Annotated in this window: 18 protein-coding genes; 11 read left to right on the forward strand and 7 right to left on the reverse strand. The window is 73.7% G+C overall.

Annotated features, from left to right (window positions below):
- Positions 1-99: 99 nt before the first annotated feature.
- From ACF09E_RS13510 to ACF09E_RS13535, 6 genes are all read left to right on the forward strand, one after another.
- The gene (locus ACF09E_RS13510; protein WP_392205322.1) at positions 100-1,503 is read left to right on the forward strand and encodes a sulfatase; all 1,404 of its coding nucleotides are present in this window, start codon (positions 100-102) and stop codon (positions 1,501-1,503) included.
- A gap of 223 nt (positions 1,504-1,726) precedes the next feature.
- Complete coding sequence (locus ACF09E_RS13515; protein ID WP_392205323.1) at positions 1,727-2,521, forward strand: SDR family NAD(P)-dependent oxidoreductase; 795 nt, start codon at positions 1,727-1,729, stop codon at positions 2,519-2,521.
- A gap of 606 nt (positions 2,522-3,127) precedes the next feature.
- Positions 3,128-5,914 carry a class IV lanthionine synthetase LanL gene (gene lanL / locus ACF09E_RS13520; protein WP_392205324.1) on the forward strand — a complete coding sequence of 929 codons (2,787 nt, stop codon included), beginning with the start codon at positions 3,128-3,130 and terminating at the stop codon, positions 5,912-5,914.
- 45 nt (positions 5,915-5,959) lie between these two features.
- Complete coding sequence (locus tag ACF09E_RS13525; protein ID WP_266972807.1) at positions 5,960-6,115, forward strand: VenA family class IV lanthipeptide; 156 nt, start codon at positions 5,960-5,962, stop codon at positions 6,113-6,115.
- Positions 6,116-6,380: 265 nt separating this feature from the next.
- Positions 6,381-7,493, forward strand: a complete 1,113-nt coding sequence (locus ACF09E_RS13530) for an ATP-binding cassette domain-containing protein (protein ID WP_392205325.1) — start codon at positions 6,381-6,383, stop codon at positions 7,491-7,493.
- Positions 7,490-8,416 carry an ABC transporter permease gene (locus tag ACF09E_RS13535; protein ID WP_392205326.1) on the forward strand — a complete coding sequence of 309 codons (927 nt, stop codon included), beginning with the start codon at positions 7,490-7,492 and terminating at the stop codon, positions 8,414-8,416. The genes ACF09E_RS13530 and ACF09E_RS13535 overlap by 4 nt, the downstream gene beginning before the upstream one ends.
- A 48-nt stretch (positions 8,417-8,464) precedes the next feature.
- Here the strand turns inward: ACF09E_RS13535 and ACF09E_RS13540 are convergent, their stop codons facing one another.
- Positions 8,465-9,319 carry a DMT family transporter gene (locus ACF09E_RS13540; protein ID WP_392205327.1) on the reverse strand — a complete coding sequence of 285 codons (855 nt, stop codon included), beginning with the start codon at positions 9,317-9,319 and terminating at the stop codon, positions 8,465-8,467.
- A gap of 176 nt (positions 9,320-9,495) precedes the next feature.
- Entirely contained in the window at positions 9,496-10,248 is a 753-nt protein-coding gene (locus tag ACF09E_RS13545) for a hypothetical protein (protein WP_392205328.1), read from the reverse strand.
- Between the two features lie 93 nt (positions 10,249-10,341).
- Here ACF09E_RS13545 and ACF09E_RS13550 point away from each other — a divergent pair, with 93 nt between their 5' ends.
- Both ACF09E_RS13550 and ACF09E_RS13555 read left to right on the forward strand, forming a co-directional pair.
- The gene (locus ACF09E_RS13550) at positions 10,342-12,033 is read left to right on the forward strand and encodes a serine/threonine-protein kinase (RefSeq protein WP_392205329.1); all 1,692 of its coding nucleotides are present in this window, start codon (positions 10,342-10,344) and stop codon (positions 12,031-12,033) included.
- Entirely contained in the window at positions 12,030-12,635 is a 606-nt protein-coding gene (locus ACF09E_RS13555) for a hypothetical protein (protein ID WP_392205330.1), read from the forward strand. The genes ACF09E_RS13550 and ACF09E_RS13555 overlap by 4 nt, the downstream gene beginning before the upstream one ends.
- 16 nt (positions 12,636-12,651) lie before the next feature.
- Here the strand turns inward: ACF09E_RS13555 and ACF09E_RS13560 are convergent, their stop codons facing one another.
- Both ACF09E_RS13560 and ACF09E_RS13565 read right to left on the reverse strand, forming a co-directional pair.
- Positions 12,652-13,884 (reverse strand): hypothetical protein, encoded by a 1,233-nt coding sequence (locus tag ACF09E_RS13560; protein ID WP_392205331.1) that lies wholly within the window; start codon positions 13,882-13,884, stop codon positions 12,652-12,654.
- A 148-nt stretch (positions 13,885-14,032) separates the two neighbouring features.
- Positions 14,033-14,758, reverse strand: a complete 726-nt coding sequence (locus tag ACF09E_RS13565; RefSeq protein ID WP_392205332.1) for a dienelactone hydrolase family protein — start codon at positions 14,756-14,758, stop codon at positions 14,033-14,035.
- Between the two features lie 269 nt (positions 14,759-15,027).
- Between ACF09E_RS13565 and ACF09E_RS13570 the strand changes: the two genes are divergently transcribed.
- Together ACF09E_RS13570 and ACF09E_RS13575 are read left to right on the forward strand one after the other, a co-directional pair.
- Complete coding sequence (locus ACF09E_RS13570) at positions 15,028-15,471, forward strand: DUF6325 family protein (RefSeq protein WP_392205333.1); 444 nt, start codon at positions 15,028-15,030, stop codon at positions 15,469-15,471.
- A gap of 40 nt (positions 15,472-15,511) precedes the next feature.
- Positions 15,512-15,799 carry an SHOCT domain-containing protein gene (locus ACF09E_RS13575; RefSeq protein WP_392205334.1) on the forward strand — a complete coding sequence of 96 codons (288 nt, stop codon included), beginning with the start codon at positions 15,512-15,514 and terminating at the stop codon, positions 15,797-15,799.
- 222 nt (positions 15,800-16,021) lie between these two features.
- Here the strand turns inward: ACF09E_RS13575 and ACF09E_RS13580 are convergent, their stop codons facing one another.
- Positions 16,022-16,738, reverse strand: coding sequence for an esterase/lipase family protein (locus tag ACF09E_RS13580; protein ID WP_392205335.1), 717 nt, complete (start codon positions 16,736-16,738; stop codon positions 16,022-16,024).
- Between the two features lie 210 nt (positions 16,739-16,948).
- Entirely contained in the window at positions 16,949-17,485 is a 537-nt protein-coding gene (locus ACF09E_RS13585) for a CGNR zinc finger domain-containing protein (RefSeq protein ID WP_392205336.1), read from the reverse strand.
- A 133-nt stretch (positions 17,486-17,618) separates the two neighbouring features.
- Between ACF09E_RS13585 and ACF09E_RS13590 the strand changes: the two genes are divergently transcribed.
- The gene (locus ACF09E_RS13590; RefSeq protein WP_392205337.1) at positions 17,619-18,938 is read left to right on the forward strand and encodes an MFS transporter; all 1,320 of its coding nucleotides are present in this window, start codon (positions 17,619-17,621) and stop codon (positions 18,936-18,938) included.
- Here the strand turns inward: ACF09E_RS13590 and ACF09E_RS13595 are convergent.
- Positions 18,921-19,523, reverse strand: a complete 603-nt coding sequence (locus ACF09E_RS13595; protein ID WP_392205338.1) for a TIGR03086 family metal-binding protein — start codon at positions 19,521-19,523, stop codon at positions 18,921-18,923. The two genes, ACF09E_RS13590 and ACF09E_RS13595, sit on opposite strands and share 18 nt — an antisense overlap.
- Between the last annotated feature and the right edge of the window lie 47 nt (positions 19,524-19,570).

Genomic DNA, 19,570 nt, shown 5'->3' on the forward strand with positions numbered 1-19,570 from the left:
CGACCCTTCTTCCCACCCACCCCGCCTGCGCGCCCCTCCCGCCCGCCCCGTCCGCCGGGCTCCGGAGGTCTGCCCGCGCGCCGCTCCCTGGAGACCCGTATGTCCACGCCCCTGTCCCGCCGTGCCCTCGGCGGGGTCGCCGCCGGTGCCGCAGCTGCCGCCGCCCTCGGCACCGCCGCCTCCGCCGCGCACGCGGCCCCCGCCGCCGATACGCGCGAACGGCCCTTCCGGGCGGCGCAGCCGCGTCGCCACTCCCGCAGGCCCAACATCCTCTTCATCCTGGGCGACGACCTCGGCTGGGCCGACCTCTCCTCGTACGGCTCCCCGCACATCCGCACCCCGCACCTGGACCGCCTCGCGCGCGACGGGGTCCGCTTCACCGACGCCTACTCCGGGTCCGCGACCTGCTCCCCCACCCGCTTCAGCCTCTACACCGGCCGCTACCCGGGCCGCACCAAGGGCGGGCTGGCCGAGCCGATCGCCGACAAGTCCGTCGGACTGGAACCCACCCACCCGACGCTCGCCTCGCTGCTCCGCGACTCCGGCTACGCCACCGCTCTCATAGGCAAGTGGCACTGCGGCTACCTGCCCGACTACTCCCCCACCCGGTCCGGCTGGGACGAGTTCTTCGGCAACTTCGGCGGGGCCCTGGAGTACTACTCCAAGCTCGGTCTCGGCGGCGAGTACGACCTCTACGAGGGCGACGCCGAGTACAAGGACCTGCGCTACTACACCCGGATCCTCACCGAGCGGGCCGCCGAGTACGTCGGCCGCGACCACGACAAGCCCTGGCTGCTCAACCTGAACTTCACCACCCCGCACTGGCCTTGGATCGCCGACGGCGACAAGGAGGCGAGCGACGAGATCGTCCGCCGCATCAAGGCGGGCGACCGATCCGCCCTCTGGCACCAGGACGGCGGGTCGGTCGAGAAGTACAAGGAGATGGTCGAGGACCTCGACCGTTCGATCGGGCAGGTCCTCAAGGCGCTCAAGCGCTCCGGCCAGGAGCAGGACACGCTCGTCTTCTTCGCCAGCGACAACGGCGGCGAGCGCTTCTCGTACAACTGGCCGCTCGCCGGGAACAAGGGGTCGCTCCAGGAGGGCGGCATCCGCGTTCCCTCGATCCTGCGCTGGCCGGCCCGGATCGACGGCGGCCAGGTCAGCGATCTGCCGGTGTTCTCGCCCGACTGGACGGCGACGCTGCTCGACCTGGCCGGCGCCCGTCCCCACTCCGCGTACCCCCTCGACGGCACGAGCCTCGCAGGTCACCTGCTGCGCGGCGCGGACGTTCCCGAACGCGACCTCTTCTGGCGGGTGCGGGGCGAGCGGGCGCTGCGCCGCGGCGACTGGAAGTACTACCGGGGCAAGTCCGGCCGCGACCAGCTCTTCGACCTGTCCGAGGACTCCCGCGAGCAGGCGGACCGGGCTCCCTTCGAGGCGGCGCGGCTGGCCGAGCTCCGCAGTGCCTGGGAGCAGATCGACGCGGGGCTGCTCCGCTACTGAGACCTCGTGCTTCCGCGCGACTGCCGGGTGGCCGGGGTGACGAGCCACCCGGCCACCCGGCGTCCGACGAGACGCGCCCGCCGTGGGGCGGGTGCAGGGCCGGGACTGGGCCGTACGAAGGGTGGTGCGGGGGTTTCCGGTGGCCGTCGGCGCCGGCGGGGTAGAGGGGACGCGTAGCGGTCACCGAAGCACTCGTCGAGTTCTGCAAGGAGCACGTCCGGCCATGCTCATCGATCTGACGGGACGTACCGCGCTGGTCACCGGGTCCACCCAGGGGATCGGCGCGGCCATCGCCGCCGGTCTGGCCCGGGCCGGGGCCCGTGTCGGGGTCAACGGGCGGACGGAGGAGCGCGTCGAGCGCGCCATCGCGGCCCTGCGAGCGGAGAACCCCGACGCGGACCTGGTCCCCGTCGTGGCCGACGTCGCCACCGAGCAGGGCGCGCTGCTCGCCGCCGGGGCGCTGCCGCGGGTCGACATCCTCGTGAACAACCTCGGCGTCTTCGGCGAGGCCCACCCGCTGGAGATCAGCGACGACGAGTGGCGCCGCTACTTCGAGGTGAACGTTCTCGCCGCGGTGCGCCTCGTCCGCCGGTACCTTCCCGGCATGGCCGAGCGGGGCTGGGGACGCGTCCAGAACATCGCGAGCGACTCGGCGGTCGTCGTCCCCGCCGAGATGATCCACTACGGCATGTCCAAGACGGCCCTCCTCGCGGTCACACGCGGGTTCGCCAAGCACGCCGCCGGCACGGGTGTCACGGTGAACTCCGTCATCGCCGGCCCGACGCACACGGGGGGCGTGGAGGACTTCGTGTACGAGCTGGTGGACCGGTCCCTGCCATGGGACGAGGCCCAGCGCGTCTTCATGCGCGAGTACCGGCCGCAGTCCCTCCTGCAACGGCTCATCGAGCCCGAGGAGATCGCCCACATGGTGGTGTACCTCGCCTCCGAGCAGGCGTCCGCCACGACCGGCGGCGCGCTGCGCGTGGACGGCGGGTACGTGGACTCCATCCTTCCGTAGCCGTTCGCAGCGCAGCGCGGCGCATCGAGACCCGGCTCGAAGCCGCAGGCCCTCCTCTCGCGGGCGAAGGGGCTCTGCTCCTCGCCCGGATCGTCGTGTTCACGGGCCGATGCGCCGTGTCCGCGGGTCGGGGAGAGCGCCCGCGGCGGGATGCGCGGCCGCAATGGCCGATGAACAGGTGTCCATCGCCCGGCCATTCGATATGTGTCAGCTCGACGCACGCCAGCTCGACACATTCCGACTGACGATCGAGCGAGGGTGCGGGGGGGCCGAAGTACGCCAGTCCCCCGCCCTTCTCCGCCCATGTCCTCCGTCGCTCTCCGTGCCCGCGGGCGGGTTCTGAACTGCGGGTGCGCCGGCTCTCACGTGAGCGGGAGCCGGGATCCGCGCCCCGCGTCCGGGCCGAACGCCGCTCGGACCACGGGGGATGCGTGCGTTCCGTTCCGGAGGTTTCGTGAGCCCCCTTCTGCGCTGGGCGCATTCATGATCCGAAGCCGTCACGCCGTGCGCTCGCCGGATCCGGTGAATAGGACCGGCGATGTGTTGGTCGGGATATGCCACTGGGCATTTTCCGGTCAGCGGACCACACCGTTGAAAAGGACGCGAATGACGAGCCAGGTTACCGAAGTTGAACTGGAAGGCCTTCTCCGCAAAGCCCTGAGCGCCACGGGTACGAGCGAGTTCTGGGCGGTCCGGACGGACGAGATGTGGTGCCGTCTCACGCCCGGCGCCAGGACGCCGCGTGAGCAGGGGTGGAAGCTGCACGTGTCGGCCACGGCCGCCTCCGCGCCGGCCGTCCTCGGCAAGGCCCTGGAGGTGCTGCTGCGGGGAGAGTCCGCCTTCAAGTTCGCCCGGTCGCTCGACCAGGTGAGCGCGCTCAACTCCCGTGCCACGCCCCGCGGCAGCTCGGGCAAGTTCATCACCGTCTACCCGTCCTCCGACGCCGAGGCGGCCCGGCTCGCCAAGGAGCTGCACGCGGCCACCTCCGGTCTGGCCGGCCCCCGGATCCTGTCCGACCAGCCGTACGCCGTGCACTCGCTGGTGCACTACCGGTACGGCTCGTTCGTGGGCCGGAGGCGGCTCTCGGAGGACGGTCTGCTCGTCTGGATCATCGAGGACCCCGACGGCAATCCCGTCGAGGACAAGCGCACCGGTCAGTACGCTCCCCCGTCGTGGGCGGTCAGCCCCTTCCCCGCCACGGTTCCCGTGGTCCCCCGCGCCGCGGCCGGCGGGGACGGGGCGGACGGATCGAGGAAGCCGGCCGGGGCGGAGGAGTCGGCCGGGAAGGCCGGCGCGAAGGCTCCGGTGCTGCTCGGCGGCCGCTTCTCGGTGCGGGAGGCGATCCGGCACACGAACAAGGGCGGGGTCTACCGGGGAAGCGACGTCCGGACGGGGGCCTCCGTGGTGATCAAGGAGGCCAGGCCGCACGTGGAGGCCGACGCCTCCGGCTACGACGTCCGCGACTGGCTGCGTGCCGAGGCCCGGACACTGGAGAAGCTCAAGGGCACGGGACTCGCCCCGGAGCCGCTGGCGGTCTTCGAGCACGGTCGGCACCTCTTCCTCGCCCAGGAGGAAGTGCCGGGCGTCACCCTGCAGACGTGGGTCGCCGAGCACTTCCGCGACGCCGGGGCGGAGACGTACCGCGCCGACGCGCTCGCGCAGGTCGAGCGGCTGGTGGAGCTGGTCGCGGCCGCGCACGCCCGGGGCTGTGTCCTGCGGGACTTCACACCGGGCAACGTCATGGTGCGTCCCGACGGCGAACTGCGCCTGATCGACCTCGAACTCGCGGTACTGGAGGACGAGACCGCCCTGCCGACCCGGGTGGGAACCCCCGGCTTCAGCGCCCCCGAGCGCCTCGCCGACGCCCCCGTCAGCCCGACGGCCGACTACTACAGTCTCGGCGCCACCGTGTGCTTCGTGCTGGCCGGAAAGGTTCCCCACCTGCTCCCGGAGGAGCCCACCACACAGGCCACGGAGGAACGGCTCGCCGCTTGGCTCGCCGCCTGCGCGGGACCGCTGCGGCTGACCGACTCCCTCGTCGAGATCATCCTCGGGCTGATGAAGGACGACGCCGCCGAGCGATGGGACCCGGCCCGGGCCCGCGAGGCCCTCCGGACCGCGGACACGACCCAGCCACGGAACGACCGGGCCACCCCGCCGGCACGGAGCGACGCCCGCGTCGAGCCACGGGACGACAGCGGCCGGAAGGACCGGCAGGACGACCGGACGGCCGAACTGGACACGACGGTGGCCGGGATCGTGGACCACCTCATCACGTCCATGACCCCCGCGGACGAGAGCCGGCTGTGGCCCGTGTCGACCCTCGCGGGAGAGGCGGACCCCTGCACGGTGCAGCAGGGCGCGGCCGGTGTCCTCGCGGTGCTGACGCGGTACTGGGAACTCACCGGCGACGACCGGCTGCCCGAGGTGCTCTCCACCGCGGGCCACTGGATCGCGGCCCGCACCGACCTCCGCTCGACCCGGCCCGGGCTGCACTTCGGCGGACTCGGCACCGCCTGGGCGCTGTACGACGCCGGGCAGGCCGTGGACGACCGGGGCCTCAGGGACCACGCGCTCGCGCTGACACGGGCCCCGCAGCAGGTGACACCCCACCACGACATCACCCACGGCAGCGCGGGCAGCGGACTGGCCGCGGTCCATCTGTGGCAGCGCACCGGCGACGCCCGCTTCGCCGAACTGGCCGTCGCGGCCGCCGACCGTCTGACCGCGTCGGCGGAACGGGACCGGTCCGGAGTGAGCTGGCCGATTCCCGCGGAGGCCGTCTCCGCGGAGTACGGCAAGCGCTACCTCGGCTTCGCCCACGGAGCCGCCGGCATCGCCTGCTTCCTCCTGGCCGCCGCGACCGTCTCCCAGCGCGCGGAGCACATGGACCTCGCGGTGGAGGTCGGCGAACAGCTCCTGATCGACGCCGTACGCGTCGGCGAGACGGCCCAGTGGCCCGCCCAGGCCGGAGACCTGCCCACGGCGCCGTACTGGTGCCACGGCGCGGCGGGCATCGGCAGCTTCCTCGTCCGCCTGTGGCAGGCCACCGGGGACGAGCGGTTCGCTGGCCTCGCCCGCCGCAGCACCCACGCCGTCACCGAACGCGCCTCCCGCGCCGCACTCGGCCAGTGCCACGGCCTGGCCGGCAACGGCGACTTCCTCCTCGACATGGCTGAACTGACGGGTGACCCCGTCCACCGCGCCGAAGCCGAGGACCTGGCCCGCCTCATCGTCAGCGAGAGGGCCCGACGACACGCCCAGGTGGTCTTCCCCAACGAGTACGGGGACGTCACGACCAGCTGGAGCGACGGCTCCGCAGGAATTCTTGCCTTCCTCCTGCGGACCCGACACACAGACCACCGGCACTGGATGGTCCAGCGGCCGGTCTGAGCGGCAGGAAGTCTGTCGCCAGCTCACAGAACGAAGGAGAGACCCATGGAGAACAACGACATCGAACTGCTGGCTCACCTCCACGCCCTCCCGGAGACCGACCCCGTCGGCGTCGACGGAGCGCCGTTCGCCGCGACGTGCGAGTGCGTCGGCCTGCTGACCCTGCTCAACACGGTCTGTATCGGCATCAGCTGCGCGTAGCACCGACAGGCTCCACCATCCGGCCGGCGGCCCACCCCGGGAAGCCGCCGGCCGGATGTTCCGCGAGCCGAACACTCCCGGCACACCGGCCTCACGGCCTCACCGGTCCCTGAGCCCCGCGGTCGAGCGACCGGTCGAGCGAGGCCGGTGTGCCGGGAGTGCGGACCCCGCCCCCTCCGCGGACCCGTGCACCGCAGGAGGCATCAGACCCCGGACGAGGACCCGACCGCATGCAGCGACCCGACGTCGACCAGGAGCGGACCCCATGCAACGACCCGCAGGAGTCGACGGCCCCGCACCGGACGCCCTCGTGACGACCGGCCTCGGCAGGACACCCGTCGCGCACCCGGACCCCGAGCCCGCGTGCGCCATCAGCATGCGCGGCCTGGTCAAGAGCTACCCCGGCCCGCAGGGCACCACGACGGAGGCGGTCCGCGGGGTGGACCTCGACGTGCGGCAGGGCGAGAGCTTCGCCTTCCTCGGGCCCAACGGGGCCGGGAAGTCGACCACCATCGCCATGCTCTGCGCCCTGGCCCGGCCCACCGCCGGTCACGCGGTCGTCGCGGGGGCCGACGTGGTCAGCCGGCCCCACGAGGTGCGTCGGCGCGTCGGCATGCTCTTCCAGCACGGCGCCCTGGACGCGGACCTGACGGTCGACCAGAACCTGCACATCCACGCACGGCTCTACGGCCTCTCCCGCCGCCACGCCCGGATCCGCGCCACGGAGGTGCTGGAGACCGCCGGACTGAGCGACCGCCGGCGCTCGCCGGTACGCACGCTGTCCGGAGGCATGCGGCGCCGTCTGGAGATCGCCCGCGCCCTGCTCCACTCCCCCCGTCTGCTGTTCCTCGACGAGCCCACCACCGGGCTCGACCCGCACGCCCGCGCCCAGGTCTGGGAGCACCTCGGGGCGCTGCGCGACCGGCACGGCAGCACGCTCTTCGTCACGACCCACTATCTGGAGGAGGCGGAGAACTGCGATCGGATCGCGATCATCGACCACGGCCGAGTGGTGGCGCAGGGCACGCCCCTCGCCCTGAAGGCCGCGATCGGGGACGACCTGGTCGTGCTGCGCACCAGTGACGACACGGCGGCCCGCCAGGTCGTGGCCGGGATCGTGCCGTCGGACCGGACCGTCACGGCGGCCGCCGGGGGTGTGTCCCTGCGGGTGTCGGACGGCAGCACCTGGATCCCGCGTCTCTGCGCGGAACTGCAGGGTCACGGCATCGCCGTGCACGCCGCGTCCGCGGCCCCGCCGACCCTCGACGACGTCTTCTTCCACCACACCGGCCGCAGCCTCGACCCGGCCGGGTCCGGCCGGGCGCCCGCCGGACCCGCCCTCCGCCCCTCCACGTCAGAGACCGGTGGCAGCCGATGACCGAACTCACGACGCAGTCCCCCGGCGCCCCCGGGACACCGCAGTCCGCAGCAGCCGCCCCGGCCCCGGACGGCGCCGGGCTCCTCGGCGACCAGGCCGGTCTCGACGGCGGGCGGGCCGGTCGGCTCCGGCACGAACTGCGGGCGATCCACGCCCTGGTCCACCGGGACATGCTGCGCCTGGCGGGACAGCGGGCGCACACCGCGCTGATGCTGCTCCACCCGATGCTCTACCTGCTCATCCTGGGAGGCGGGCTGGCCGCCCTCATCCCCCGCTCCTCCCTGGGTGTCGGATACCAGACGTATCTGTTCCCCGGCATGCTGATGATGACGGTGCAGACACCCGCCATCATGGTCGGCATCCGCCTGATCACGGACCGGCAGAGCGGTTACGTGCGGGAGCTGCTGATGGCCCCCGTGAGCCGGACGACCCTCCTGCTGGGGCTCTGTGCCGGAGGCACCCTCACGGCGGCGGTGCAGGGAGCCGTCCTGCTCAGCCTCGCCGGCACGGTCGGTCTGCCCTACGACCCCCTGCTGCTGCTCCTGCTGCTCGCCGGGATGGTCCTGGCCTCGTTCACCATCACGGCTCTGGCGCTTGCCCTGGCGGTGTCGCTCAGCAGGGCGGAGACGTTCCACACCTTCCTTGGGCTGATCATGATGCCGCTGCTCTTCCTCTCCGGCGGCTTCTTCCCCCTGAGCACCCTGCCGGGCTGGGCCCAGGCGGTCGCCGCCGCCAACCCGCTCGCCTACGCGGTGGACCTGCTCCGGCGCTGCATCGGGTACCGGGTGCCCGACCAGCAGGCCGCCACCGGCATCGACTGGGCCGGCTGGCAGCCGCCGGTGGTCCTGGAGGCCGGTCTCCTCCTCGGCGCCGGTCTGCTCGCCGTGCTCTGGGCCGCGCGCCGCTTCAGCAGACCGGAATGACGCGCGGCGGGCGGAGTCAGGGTGGGCGGACCGCGTCGCGGTGCCCGGTCAGGACGTGCCGACGCCGCTGCGCGCCAGGGCGAACACCCCGAGGACGATCAGCGCGACGCCGGCGAGTTGGGGCAGGAGCCACCAGCCAGCCCGTACGTGCTCCTCGTAGAGCAGGACGCCGAGGCTGAGGCTCACGGTGGCGTCGCCGAGGGTGAGGGCGGGCTGCGAGGCGACGAGCGGTCCGCCCTGCATGGCGTGTTCGAGCAGGAGGAGGGCAGCGATCCCGGCCAGGCAGAAGGCATAGGTCTGCCAGGCCGTCAGGAAGGCGCCGACGCCCCCGTCGCCGAGGATGTGCATCGAGGTCTTCATGAGGGCCGCGGTGAGCGCGTAGCAGATCGCCGTCGCGGCGCCGAGGCAGCCGGCCCTCGCGCGCCCGGCGGGCCGGCGGAGTCCTACGGCGGCGAGGGCCACGACGGCGAGGGAGCAGGCGACGAGGACCGGCACCCAGCGGTCCAGTGCGACATGGGTGCGGTTCCCGGTGGGCGATGCCGCCGCGAGTGCCACCCCCAGTCCGACTACGACACCCGCGACGGCGGCCCAGAGACGGGCGGGCAGCCGCTCGCGCGTGAGGAGGGTCGCGATCAGCAGGGCGAGGGGCAGTTCGAGGACGAACAGGGGCTGTACGAGGGCGAGCGGGCCGGTCGCGAGGGCGGCGGCCTGGCCGACGCCCGCGGCGATGACGGCGAGGATCCCGGCCAGCCAGAGCGGCCGGTGCAACAGGTCGAGGACGAGTCCGGGCCGGAAGGAGTCGGTCTGCGGGACGGTGAGCGCAGCACGGCGCTGGAGCACCGTGGCGAGCGCGTTGCTGAAGGCGGCGAACACGGAGAAGAGGACCGGCAGTACGACACCCATGCGTCGATCCTCACCGAGGGCCGCGGCGGTCCGATGCCGACACCGGCGGCCGTCCGTACGGAGGACCCGGTCGGGTCAACGCCCCCGGCCCGGGCCCGGCCGACGGGGCCTTCGGAGCAGCCCCGTACCGCGCAAGCCGGCTTGCGGGTCTTCTCCGGTCGACGTCCGCCGGGCGCTCACGTGCAGGCGCGAACGGCCTCGTCCCAGGCGCCGGGGCTGCGATGGTGGTTCCGGTGCCCCGCGACGAGGACCCGGCGCAGCGCGGCGAGGTGCCGTGTGTCCGCGGGGAGATCCAGGTCGCCGAGGAGAGCCGCTGCCGCCGCCGGTTGCAGGTCTCCATAGAGGTCGTGGAATCCCGCCCGGAGGGCGTGGAACAGGGCAGGGTGCAGATCGGGAAGCCTCAGGGCGGTGCGGAAGGCGGGCTCCTTCACCGGCCACGGCACGGGGCCCGAGCACTCCAGGACCCGGCGGGCCCGGCGGAGCATGCCGTCGGAGCCTTCCGCGACCACCCGGTCGATGTCGTCGCCGAGGACACCGGCGAAGGCGGTCGCCGACGTGGCGCGGTCCTCGAACCAGTCCACCCACAGGGAGTACGTGACGGCCTCGGCGTCCCGGTCCGCCTCCAGCCGCCGCCGGTAGCCCTCCCAGAGGACGTCCGCCGGCAGGGGGCCCTCCGCGCCCTCGTGCGCGAAGCGGATCTCGCAGGTCACCCAGTACTCGTCGAGGAGATCGAGCAGTCCGAAGGCCAACCGCAGCCGGTCGGCCGCGTCCAGGTCCTCGGCGAACACGTCGCCGGCCCGGGCGTGCGCGATCTGGTCGGTGGTGAGCGGCACGTCCGGCTCGTCGTCGGACGCCCACCCGTCGTGGGTCCTGCGGATGCCCTGATCCGCCAGCCATCGCGTCGCCGCCTCCACGGCTCCCCTGTCCATTCCGGGAGTATGACAAGTCCCCTTCCGCGGGGAACCGGCCTTGGCCAGAATCTGTCCATGTGAGGGGGAACGTCGGCCGTCGGGGGGATGGGGATGAGCGGCGCATGGGTGGTTCCGGGATATGTCGAGTCCCGGGAGCTGGGCGCGGGCGCCAGTGGGCGTGTGGTGCTGGCCCGGCACGAGCGGACTGGGTTGCCGGTCGCGGTGAAGTACCTGAGTGAGCGCTTCCGTGAGGACGAGTCGTTCGTACGGGGGTTCAGGTCGGAGGCGCAGGTGCTGGGCGCCCTGGACAGTCCGTACGTCGTCGGGTTCTACGAGTACGTCGAGGCGCCGCGCGGTGCGGCCATCGTCATGGAGCTCGTCGACGGGGTCGCCCTGCGGGCCCTGATCGCACGCGAGGGATCCACGGGTCCCGAGGCCGCCCTCGTGGTGCTCAAGGGCTCGCTCCTGGGCCTCGCCGCCGCGCACCGGGCGGGGGTCGTGCACCGGGACTACAAGCCGGAGAACGTCCTGGTGGCGGCCGACGGGGCGTCCAAGCTCGTCGACTTCGGGATCGCGGCGGGCCGGGGCGCGACGCCGGGCGTCGCCGGAACGCCCGCCTACATGGCGCCCGAGCAGTGGAACGGCGCTCCCGCCTCGCCGGCGGCCGACGTGTACGCGGCGACCGCGACCTTCTTCGAGTGCCTGACCGGCCGGAAGCCGTTCACCGGTGACAACTTCGCGGAGCTCGCCCTGCACCACCTGGGCACGCCCGTTCCCGACGGGGACGCTCCGGAGCCGCTGCGCCCGCTGATCCGGCGGGGCCTCGCCAAGTCGCCGGACGAACGGCCGGAGAACGCGGCCGCGTTCGTGGCCGAGCTGGAGGCGATCGCCACGGCCGCCTACGGGCCCGACTGGGAGGAGCGGGGCCGGGGACGGCTCGCGGCGCTGGCCGCGCTACTGCCGCTGCTCCTCCCCTCCTCGGGCGGAGGCGTGTCGGAGGGCACGACCTCGCTGGCCACCACGACGCTGCCGGATCCGCCGCGGCGCCCCCGGTGGCGTGTTCCCCGCGGGGTGCCGGCAGGAGCGGCCGCGCTCGTCCTGGCCCTGCTGCTCGCCCTCGCCGCGCGGGCCGGAGTCGAGGCGGCGAGCGGCGACGAGACCGCTCAGGCCTTCGCGACGACCAGCACCGTGCCGGACACGGCCACGCCCGAACCGTCCCCGACGGCACCGTCGTCCTCGCCGTCGGTCTCCGGGGCGCCGTCGACGGGGCCCACCCCGGATTCCTCCCCGTCGGGGAGCACCGGACCGGCCGTCACGCCCGGCGCGTCGCCCACCGGCGACCCGACGACGACGGAGCCGACGGCGCCGACCACGACCCCTCCTCCGCCGACCCCCACGGATCCGACCGCCCCGACGCCCCCGTCCAGTCCGCCCACGCCCACCGACACCCCGCCGACCACGACGCCCGCCCCGCCCCCCGTCGCGGTGACCGACGTCTCCGTCACGAGTCTGCGCCAGACGGGGGTGACCACGGCCGCGGGCACCGTCGAGGTCACCACCGACGGCACCGGTCCCGTGACCATCCACATCGAGTGGTTCACGGGGGACGAGAAGGGGACCGCGGGCGCGCCCGACGGCTCCGAGACCTACCAGCGCGAGGGAGCCACCCGGTACACGCTCTCCCTCGCCCACGACGTCCGGGGCGCGGGCTGCTACTGGGGGCTGCGCGCGTCCACCTCGCCCGCCGCGTCCAACGGCGGTTCCCTCCAGCAGGTCTTCATCCGGCGGTGCACGATCTCATGAACGACGACGACTACAGCGCCACCGAGCTCGGCAGCCACTGGTTCGAGCGTCCCGTGCCGGAGGCGGCACCGGACCGGGTGGAAGGCGAGGTACTGCGCTTCGGGCCGGGGGTGACCGCGGCGGCGGTCAGGCGGGCCGAGAACACACCGACGGCGGTCGAGATCTGGCACGGCACGCTCCCGGGCGTCCCCGCGCCGCGGCCGGCCCGCTCGCGAGGGCCGCGGCGGTACGCCCTCGCCGCCGTCGTGCTCGTCGCCGTGCTGCTCTTCCTCGCGTGGCGGGAGTACGGCCCGGGCGTCGCGGTGCGGGGCGTCAGCGTCGGCGTCGCCGAGCGGCGGCTCGGCTGCGACGGCACGGCGGACGTGGTGGCCCTGGTCCGCACGGACGGGAGGCCGGGCACCGTCACGTACCGCTGGGAGCGCAGCGACGGAACCCGGTCCGGTGTCCTGACGGAGAAGCTGGCCCGCGGGCAGGAGGAGGCGCGGCTCCACCTCCTGTGGACCTTCCACGGGTCGGGCACGCACCAGGCCGTCGCGCGACTCGTGGTCACGTCGCCCGGCCACCTGTCCTCGGCGGCGACGTTCACGTACGCCTGCGGCTGATCCGGCCGACGCGGGGTCAGTGGGCGGGGTGGTCCTCCGGTGCCGGGTAGGTGACCCGGATGCAGCCCCGCCGGGCCGTGATGTCGTCGACGTACGCGCGGAACACCGCGGACAGCTCCTGGGGGCTCAGCACGTTGTCGTAGGTGTAGCCGGCGCTGAGCGTGTGCAGGGCGGGCCTGCCGTCGCAGACGGAGGAGGCCCACCACGCGCCGCGGGCGTGGCCGGCCGTTCCCACGGCGATGACCTTGTCCGGGCGGCCGAGGTCCTCGTATCCGACCGTGCGCGCGTCGGCGCCGAAGTAGGAGGCGGTGCGCAGCCACCACGGCGAGTGGGTGCGGGCCGCGCGGGCGTAGTCGTGCGCGTCGTCAGGCCGGTCGGCGGCGATCCGGCCGACCTGGTCGGGACTGACCGCCAGGAGGCAGCTCTCGACGGGGGAGGCCGCCGGGGCGGGCGTCGCGAGGGCCCGGTCGGGCAGTGCGCCCTGTCCCGCCCGGCGGACGTACCGTGCGAACCAGCCGCACGAGCCGTCCGTCGCTCCCGTCGCGGGCCGCAGGCCGGCCGGTACGGCGGGCAGCGGACGGGCGGGCAGGGCGGGCAGGGTGCTTCGGCAGCCGATCCGGTCGACGAGCACCGCGGTGGCGGAGCGGGCGAGCCGGGCGAGGCGGTCCCGGTCCTCCGCGGAGACGTCGTCGTAGTCGGCGCGCGCCGTGACCTGGAGCAGCTCCGGCGCCTGCGCGCGGCTGCCGGGGCCGCACTCGGCGCGGACGGTGGTGTAGTCGGCTCCGTACCGGCCCAGGGTTCCGTCGCCGACCGGGTGCGGTTCGGGGCGCCGGTCGGCGGTCGCGGTGACGTCCGGCTCCTCTCCGGCGGAGCCGTCGCGGAAGGGTTCGAGACTGCTGTCGTCGCCTATCCGGTGCAACGGCGTGTCGGGGTCGACGACCCGCACCATCAGGGTGAACAGGCCAGTGGTTCTGCCGGGGCCGGGGACCTTGTAGACGGCGCAGGAGCCGGGGAGTTCGTCCGCGTCGAGCCTGCTCCGCTCGTCGTCGGCGGCCTTCGCCCGGATCGTTCCGCCCTGGAGGTCCATGACCTCGGCCCCGGAGACGAGTCCGTCGCAGGCCGCGGCGATGTCGCGTTCGCCGGCGGCGTGGTCGCGTATCTCGTCGAACGTCAACCAGCCCGCGTACAGGCTCAGTCCGATGCCGCCGACCGCGGTCCACCGCCACAGCCCGGCCCATCCCCCGTGCATCGTGCTCTCCCCTCGGAACCTGTCCGGCGCGTTCGGCGGCGCCGGGCCACCGAGCGTAGTCGCCGGACGGGAGCGGGCCGGTGCGGGGGCGGCGGGCCCCCGCACCGGCTCTTGGTCCCCGGTCAGGCGTCGAACGACGGAATGGGCGTCACTTCAGGTGGCGGTCCAGGAAGCGGCAGCCGTCCTCCAGCTCGAACGCCGGTGTGCCGGTGTGCCCGCCCAGGTTGGCGTGCAGGGTCTTCTCCTTGCTCCCGAAGGCGTCGAACAGGTCGAGGGCCCGCTGCCGGGGGTTTCCCTCGTCGTCCCACTGCAGCAGGAAGAGCAGCGGGACGGTGAGCAGGCGGGCCTCCTCGCGCTGGGCACGGGGCACGTATCCCCCGGCGAAGAAGCCGGCGGCCGCGATGCGCGGCTCGGTCACGGCCAGTCGGATGCCGAGGGCGGTCCAGCCTCCGGAGTAGCCGACGGGTCCGTCGATCCCGGGAAGCTCCAGGAGCGCGTCCAGCGTGGTCCGCCACTCGGGGACGGCGTTCTCGACAAGCGGGCCGATGAGTGACTCGAACAGTTCGTCGGCCGGTTCTCCGGCGCGGATCGCCTGCCGGAGGTCGGCCCGGGCCTGCTCGTCGGCGGCGGAGCGGGGTCGGTCGCCGCATCCGGCGGCGTCGATGGTGGCCACCGCGTAGCCGCGTCCCGCGGTGTACCGGGCGCGGGCCACGAGCCGGGGGTCCGACTTGGGCAGGCCGTTGTTGTGGGACATCAGGATCAGCGGAGTGCGTCCGGGTCCGCCGGGCGTCCACAGGGTGCCGGGAATCTCGCCGAGGGCGAACTCGCGTTCGAGGACGCCGTCGTCGAGGCGTCGTTCAGCGGTGAAGTGCACGGTCGTGCCTTTCGGGAGGGCTCTTGGGCGGCACTCCCGGACGACCTATCGCCCGACCGTGACCCCGGAGGGGAGCACCCTTGTCGACATCTGGATCACGGGTACCACCTCCTGGTTCTCTGCACGGCCTCGGGAAGGCTAGCAACGGCCGACGGCGCCCGCCAGCGCTTTTCCGCGGCAAGGCGGGGCCCGTGCGACCGACATGCGGGGGAACCGGCCCGGTGATGCAATGGAGCCACGGAGAGAGCCACGACACCAGGGGTTGCGCCGTGAACGACGATGCCGAAGAACTGGGACCGATCGACTATCTGATCGTGGAGTTCCCGGGGAGCCGAATGACCGGCGAGGGACTGCCCCTCCTGGTCGATCTCGTGGACCGTGGCCTGATTCGCATCCTCGACCTGACCTTCGTCAGGAAGGAGGAGGACGGCTCCGTGAGCGGTCTGGAGATCGCCGACCTGACCGGTGACGGCGAACTCGACCTGGCCGTCTTCGAGGGCGCGTCCTCGGGACTCCTCGGTCAGGACGACCTCGAGGAGGCCGCGGCGGCCCTGCAGCCGGGCAGTTCCGCCGGAATCCTGGTCTACGAGAACCGGTGGGCCGCGCCGTTCGCCGCGGCCCTGAACCGCGGCGGCGCCCAGGTGGTCGCCTCCGGGCGGATCCCGGTGCCCGCCCTCCTGGCCGCGCTCGACAGCACGGACAGCGCCCGCTGAGCGTCGGCTGACGCCAGGCGCGGAACAGAAGGGAAACCCCATGCCAGGCCTCCTTCGCGGGGTCGCGCGTACGGCCGTCGTCGCCGGAACCGCCACCGCCGTGTCGAACCGTGTGAGCCGTCGGCAGCAGGGCCGGTGGGCCGCCCAGCAGGAGCAGCAGTACGCGGCTCCGCCCCCGCCGCCGCCTCCGGCGGCCGCCCCCGCCGCGGCGGGCTCGGACATGTCCGGCAAGATCGACCAGCTCAAGCAGCTGGGCGAGCTCAAGGACCAGGGCGTCCTCACCGAGGCCGAGTTCGAGGAGCAGAAGCGCAGGATCCTGGAGTCCTAGAACCGGTCGTACGGATCGGCGTGCCGCGGGCCCGGTGCTCCCCATGGGCCGGAGCACCGGGCCCGGTTGCGTCCGGGGCCGGGCCCGGTGGCGTACGGGCCGGGCGCGCGTGCGTGCGGGCCGGGGCGCCTGCGGGGCGAGGCGGGCCGCCTGCGCCTGCGGGCCGTGGGGGCCAGGGGGAACGCTGGGCGTTCGTCGGACACACCGACCGACGCAGGTGGTTCAGGACCGGAGGAACGCGCGGACGCCCCGGGAGACGGCGTCGTCGCCGAGGAAGTCGTTGTGGGCGAGGCAGCCGGCGGCGTTGTTGGCAGCGCCGGCCAGCGGCACGCTGTTGTCGGGGTTGACGACCTCGTCGCACTCGGACCACCAGGTGGCGTAGCGCACGTCACCGGGGGTCTCGTCGCCCGAGGCCAGGCCCTTCTGGACGTACGAGCCGGGGGTCATGTCGCGGCACGCCTGGTCCCACAGGGCGCAGGCCCAGGCGGTGGTGGTGCCGTGGTTCGGACCGGCGAGGGAGACCCAGTGGGCGACCGAGCTCGGGCCGGCCGGATCGTGTTTCGCGTACCAGCGGGTGACGAGGCTCCCGAAGGAGTGGGAGACGAGGTCGACGCGGGCGGCGCCGGTGCGGCGCTTCACGTCCTCCACGTAGGCGGCGAGCCGGCCGGAGAGGACCTCGTTCACGGACCGGTGCGTGTCGTAACCGAAGGAGAACAGCTCGGCATCCGTGTATCCGTCGGCCTTGAAGTCCTCGCGCAGTCCGCCCCATACGCCGGGGTCGGCGTTGTAGCCGTGGACGAACACGACCGGCGTGCGTACGGCCGTGCTCCCGGCGGCGGTCTGGGCGCGGACCGCGGCGGACGGCACGAGCAGGGACACGGCGGTGGCCAGCAGCGGAACGGCGATACGGGCGGCGATCCGGGAACCGGGTGTGAACACACTTCCCCCTACGACGTGTTACGCACGAGTAGTCAGGAGCATGGTGGGGCCTCGGGGCGTGGATGAACAGCCCTCGTACGCCACGGTCCTCGTCCGCCACGGTCCTCGAATGTCACGGAGTTCGCGCGCGCGCCCTCGGGCGGCGGTGGGTGAGGGCGCGGACGGGCCGCCCTCGGGTGTCGGCCCGGCGCGCGACGACCGGCGGACCGTTCAGTCCCGCTGCCGGGCGGCGTACCTGCGGGACTTGGTGCGGTTGCCGCAGACCCGCATCGAGCACCAGCGGCGGCTGTGGTTCTTGGAGGCGTCCCAGAACACCCAGCCGCAGGTGTGCTCCGCGCAGCGCTTGAGCCGGTGGATCTGACCGGTGAGGACGATCTCCGCCCAGGCCACGGCCAGCCGGGCCAGGGCGGTCCGCGCGGGCGGTCCGCCGGGCGCCGGGACCAGCGGCGCGCCGGGGGTGCCGAGGGCGACGAGGACCGGCACCTCGGCCAGGACCGCGTCGGCGAGGGCCAACCGCTCCGGAGCGACCGGGTCGTCGGTGTCCAGCGCCTCTCTGATGCCGGCGCGCAGCGCGAGGAAGGCCGCGTGCGCGTCGGCGTCGAGCCGCAGGGTGGGCTCCGCGAGGCCTCGACCCGCCAGCCACTCCGCCAGCGCGGCGGGGGTGGCGATGTCGTCGTCTCCGCTCTCCAGGTCGACGGTGTTGGTGAAGGCCTCGATCAGTTCGGCGGCCGGGGACGGGTCGAGCACGAACGCGCCGCCTTCCTTGGGGAGTTGCCGGCCGCTCCGTCGTGGGGTTCCCGAGAACGGATGGCCGGATCACTGGTGCGCTCTCACGATACCCCTGCCATACTGACCACCAAACGGCTTTAGGGGGTTATCCATGCAGGATGCGATGACGGGTCGGTCGGTGTCGGCAGCAGGGGAGGCGGTATCGGCCCGCACGCGGAAGGCGGCCGATCCGCCGGACCGGAGCAACCGCAACACCGCGGTCCTGGTGGGGTTCACGGCCGTCACGAACCTCGCCGACGGCGTGACCAAGGTCGTCCTGCCCCTCATGGCGACCCGGCTGACCGACTCCCCCGCCCAGGTGGCCGGGGTGGCGCTGACGCTCACGCTCCCCTGGCTGCTGGTCGCCCTGCACGTCGGCGTCCTCGTCGACCGCTTCGACCGGCGCCTGCTGCTCTGGCTCGCCGACGGTGCCCGCATGCTCGTCGTCGCCACGCTGCTCGCCCTCGCGCTACGCGATGCCGTGACCGTCCCCACGCTGTACGCCGCCGGGCTGCTGCTCGGTGTCGCCGAGGTGGTGGCCCTGACCGCGGCCGCCACCCTCGTGCCCTCCCTGGTGGCCCCCGCGGGCCGCGAGCGGGCCAACGCGTGGGGGGCCGGCGCCGAGAACGCCTGCAACGAGTTCTGCGGTCCCTTCGTCGGCGGTCTGCTGGTGGCCGCGGGCGCCGGCGTCGCCCTGGGGTGGACCGGCGCCGCGTACCTGAGCGGGACGCTCGTCCTGCTGCTCCTCGTGGGCCGCTTCACGCCGGCTTCGGGCGACGCACGCCCGACCGGGACCGTCAACCAGCGCATCGCCGAGGGCGTCCGGTTCCTCTGGCAGCAGCGCCTGCTGCGGCTGATGGCCCTCGCGCTGACCGTGCTCTCGGCCTGCTGGGGGGCCTGGCTCGCCCTGATGCCCCTGGTCGCCACCTCGCTCATGGACCTCGACAGCCGCGAGTACGGCCTGCTGCTGAGCGCCCTCGGCGCCGGCGGGCTGGTCGGCGCGCTCACCGTGACGAGCGTCAACCGGCTGCTCGGACGGCGCTGGTCCATGTTCGCCGACCTCGTCGGCACCGCCGCCATGGTCGCCGCCCCGGTGTTCTCCACGAGTCTCTGGGTCGTGGCCGGCGGCGCCTTCCTCGGTGGCATGGGCGGGATCCTGTGGACGGTGAACTCGCGGACCCTCAGTCAGCGGCTCGTCCCCGACGCCATGCTCGGCCGCTACAACGCGGCCGCCCGGCTCTTCAGCTGGGGCGCGATGCCGCTCGGGGCCGGACTGGTCGGCGTGCTGGCCGAGTGGTTCGGGATCCGCACCGCCTTCGCCGTGTTCGCCCTCGCCACCCTCGCGATCATCGTGCCGTTCCTGCGGACCGTGACCCCGCGGGCGCTCGCGGACGCCGCGGGGCCGGTCACCGGGTCACCGGGCGGCGGGTGACCGCCAGCCCGGGTCCCGACCGCTCAGACCCACCGCCCGGTCGAGGAGCGGAGCTCCGTCCGGGACCGGCACCACGGCGCCGAAGATGCCGCCGCCGCGGTCGTCCTCCTCGGCGGCCGCCAGCAGGAACGCGTGCGAGGCCCGCAGCGCCGTCTCGTCGGGGGCGTAGTCCTGGCCGGTGGCCCTGGCCAGGTCCCAGCCGTGGATCACGAGCTCGTCCACGGCGACCGCGGCCGCGATCCCGCCGGGCAGGTCGATGCCTCCCGCCCGGGTCATGCCCGTCCAGGCGGCCGGGTCCCGCCAGGCGGCGGCCAGCTCGTCGAGGACCCGCGGCAGCACCTCGCGCCAGTCGGCCGGAAGGGCGGGGACGGCGCCGTCGGGGGGCGTGGCCGTCGTCGCCCCGAGATCCTTCACGGCCGCGTCGCGGAAGGCCACCGCGAGCCCCGCCAGGTGGCCCAGGACGTTCTGCACGGAGTAGTCGGGACACGGCGTCGGGGCGGCCAGCATCGCGTCGGGGGTGCCCGCCGCGAGCCGGGCCACGATCCGGGCCTGGGGCCCGAGGTCGAAAGTCGTCGTCTCGGTCATCTGCCGCTCCTTGGACGTACGGGTCGTGCAGGGTAGACCGCTTCCCC

The organism is Streptomyces sp. NPDC014891, from assembly GCF_043081085.1.
GTDB lineage: Bacteria > Actinomycetota > Actinomycetes > Streptomycetales > Streptomycetaceae > Streptomyces.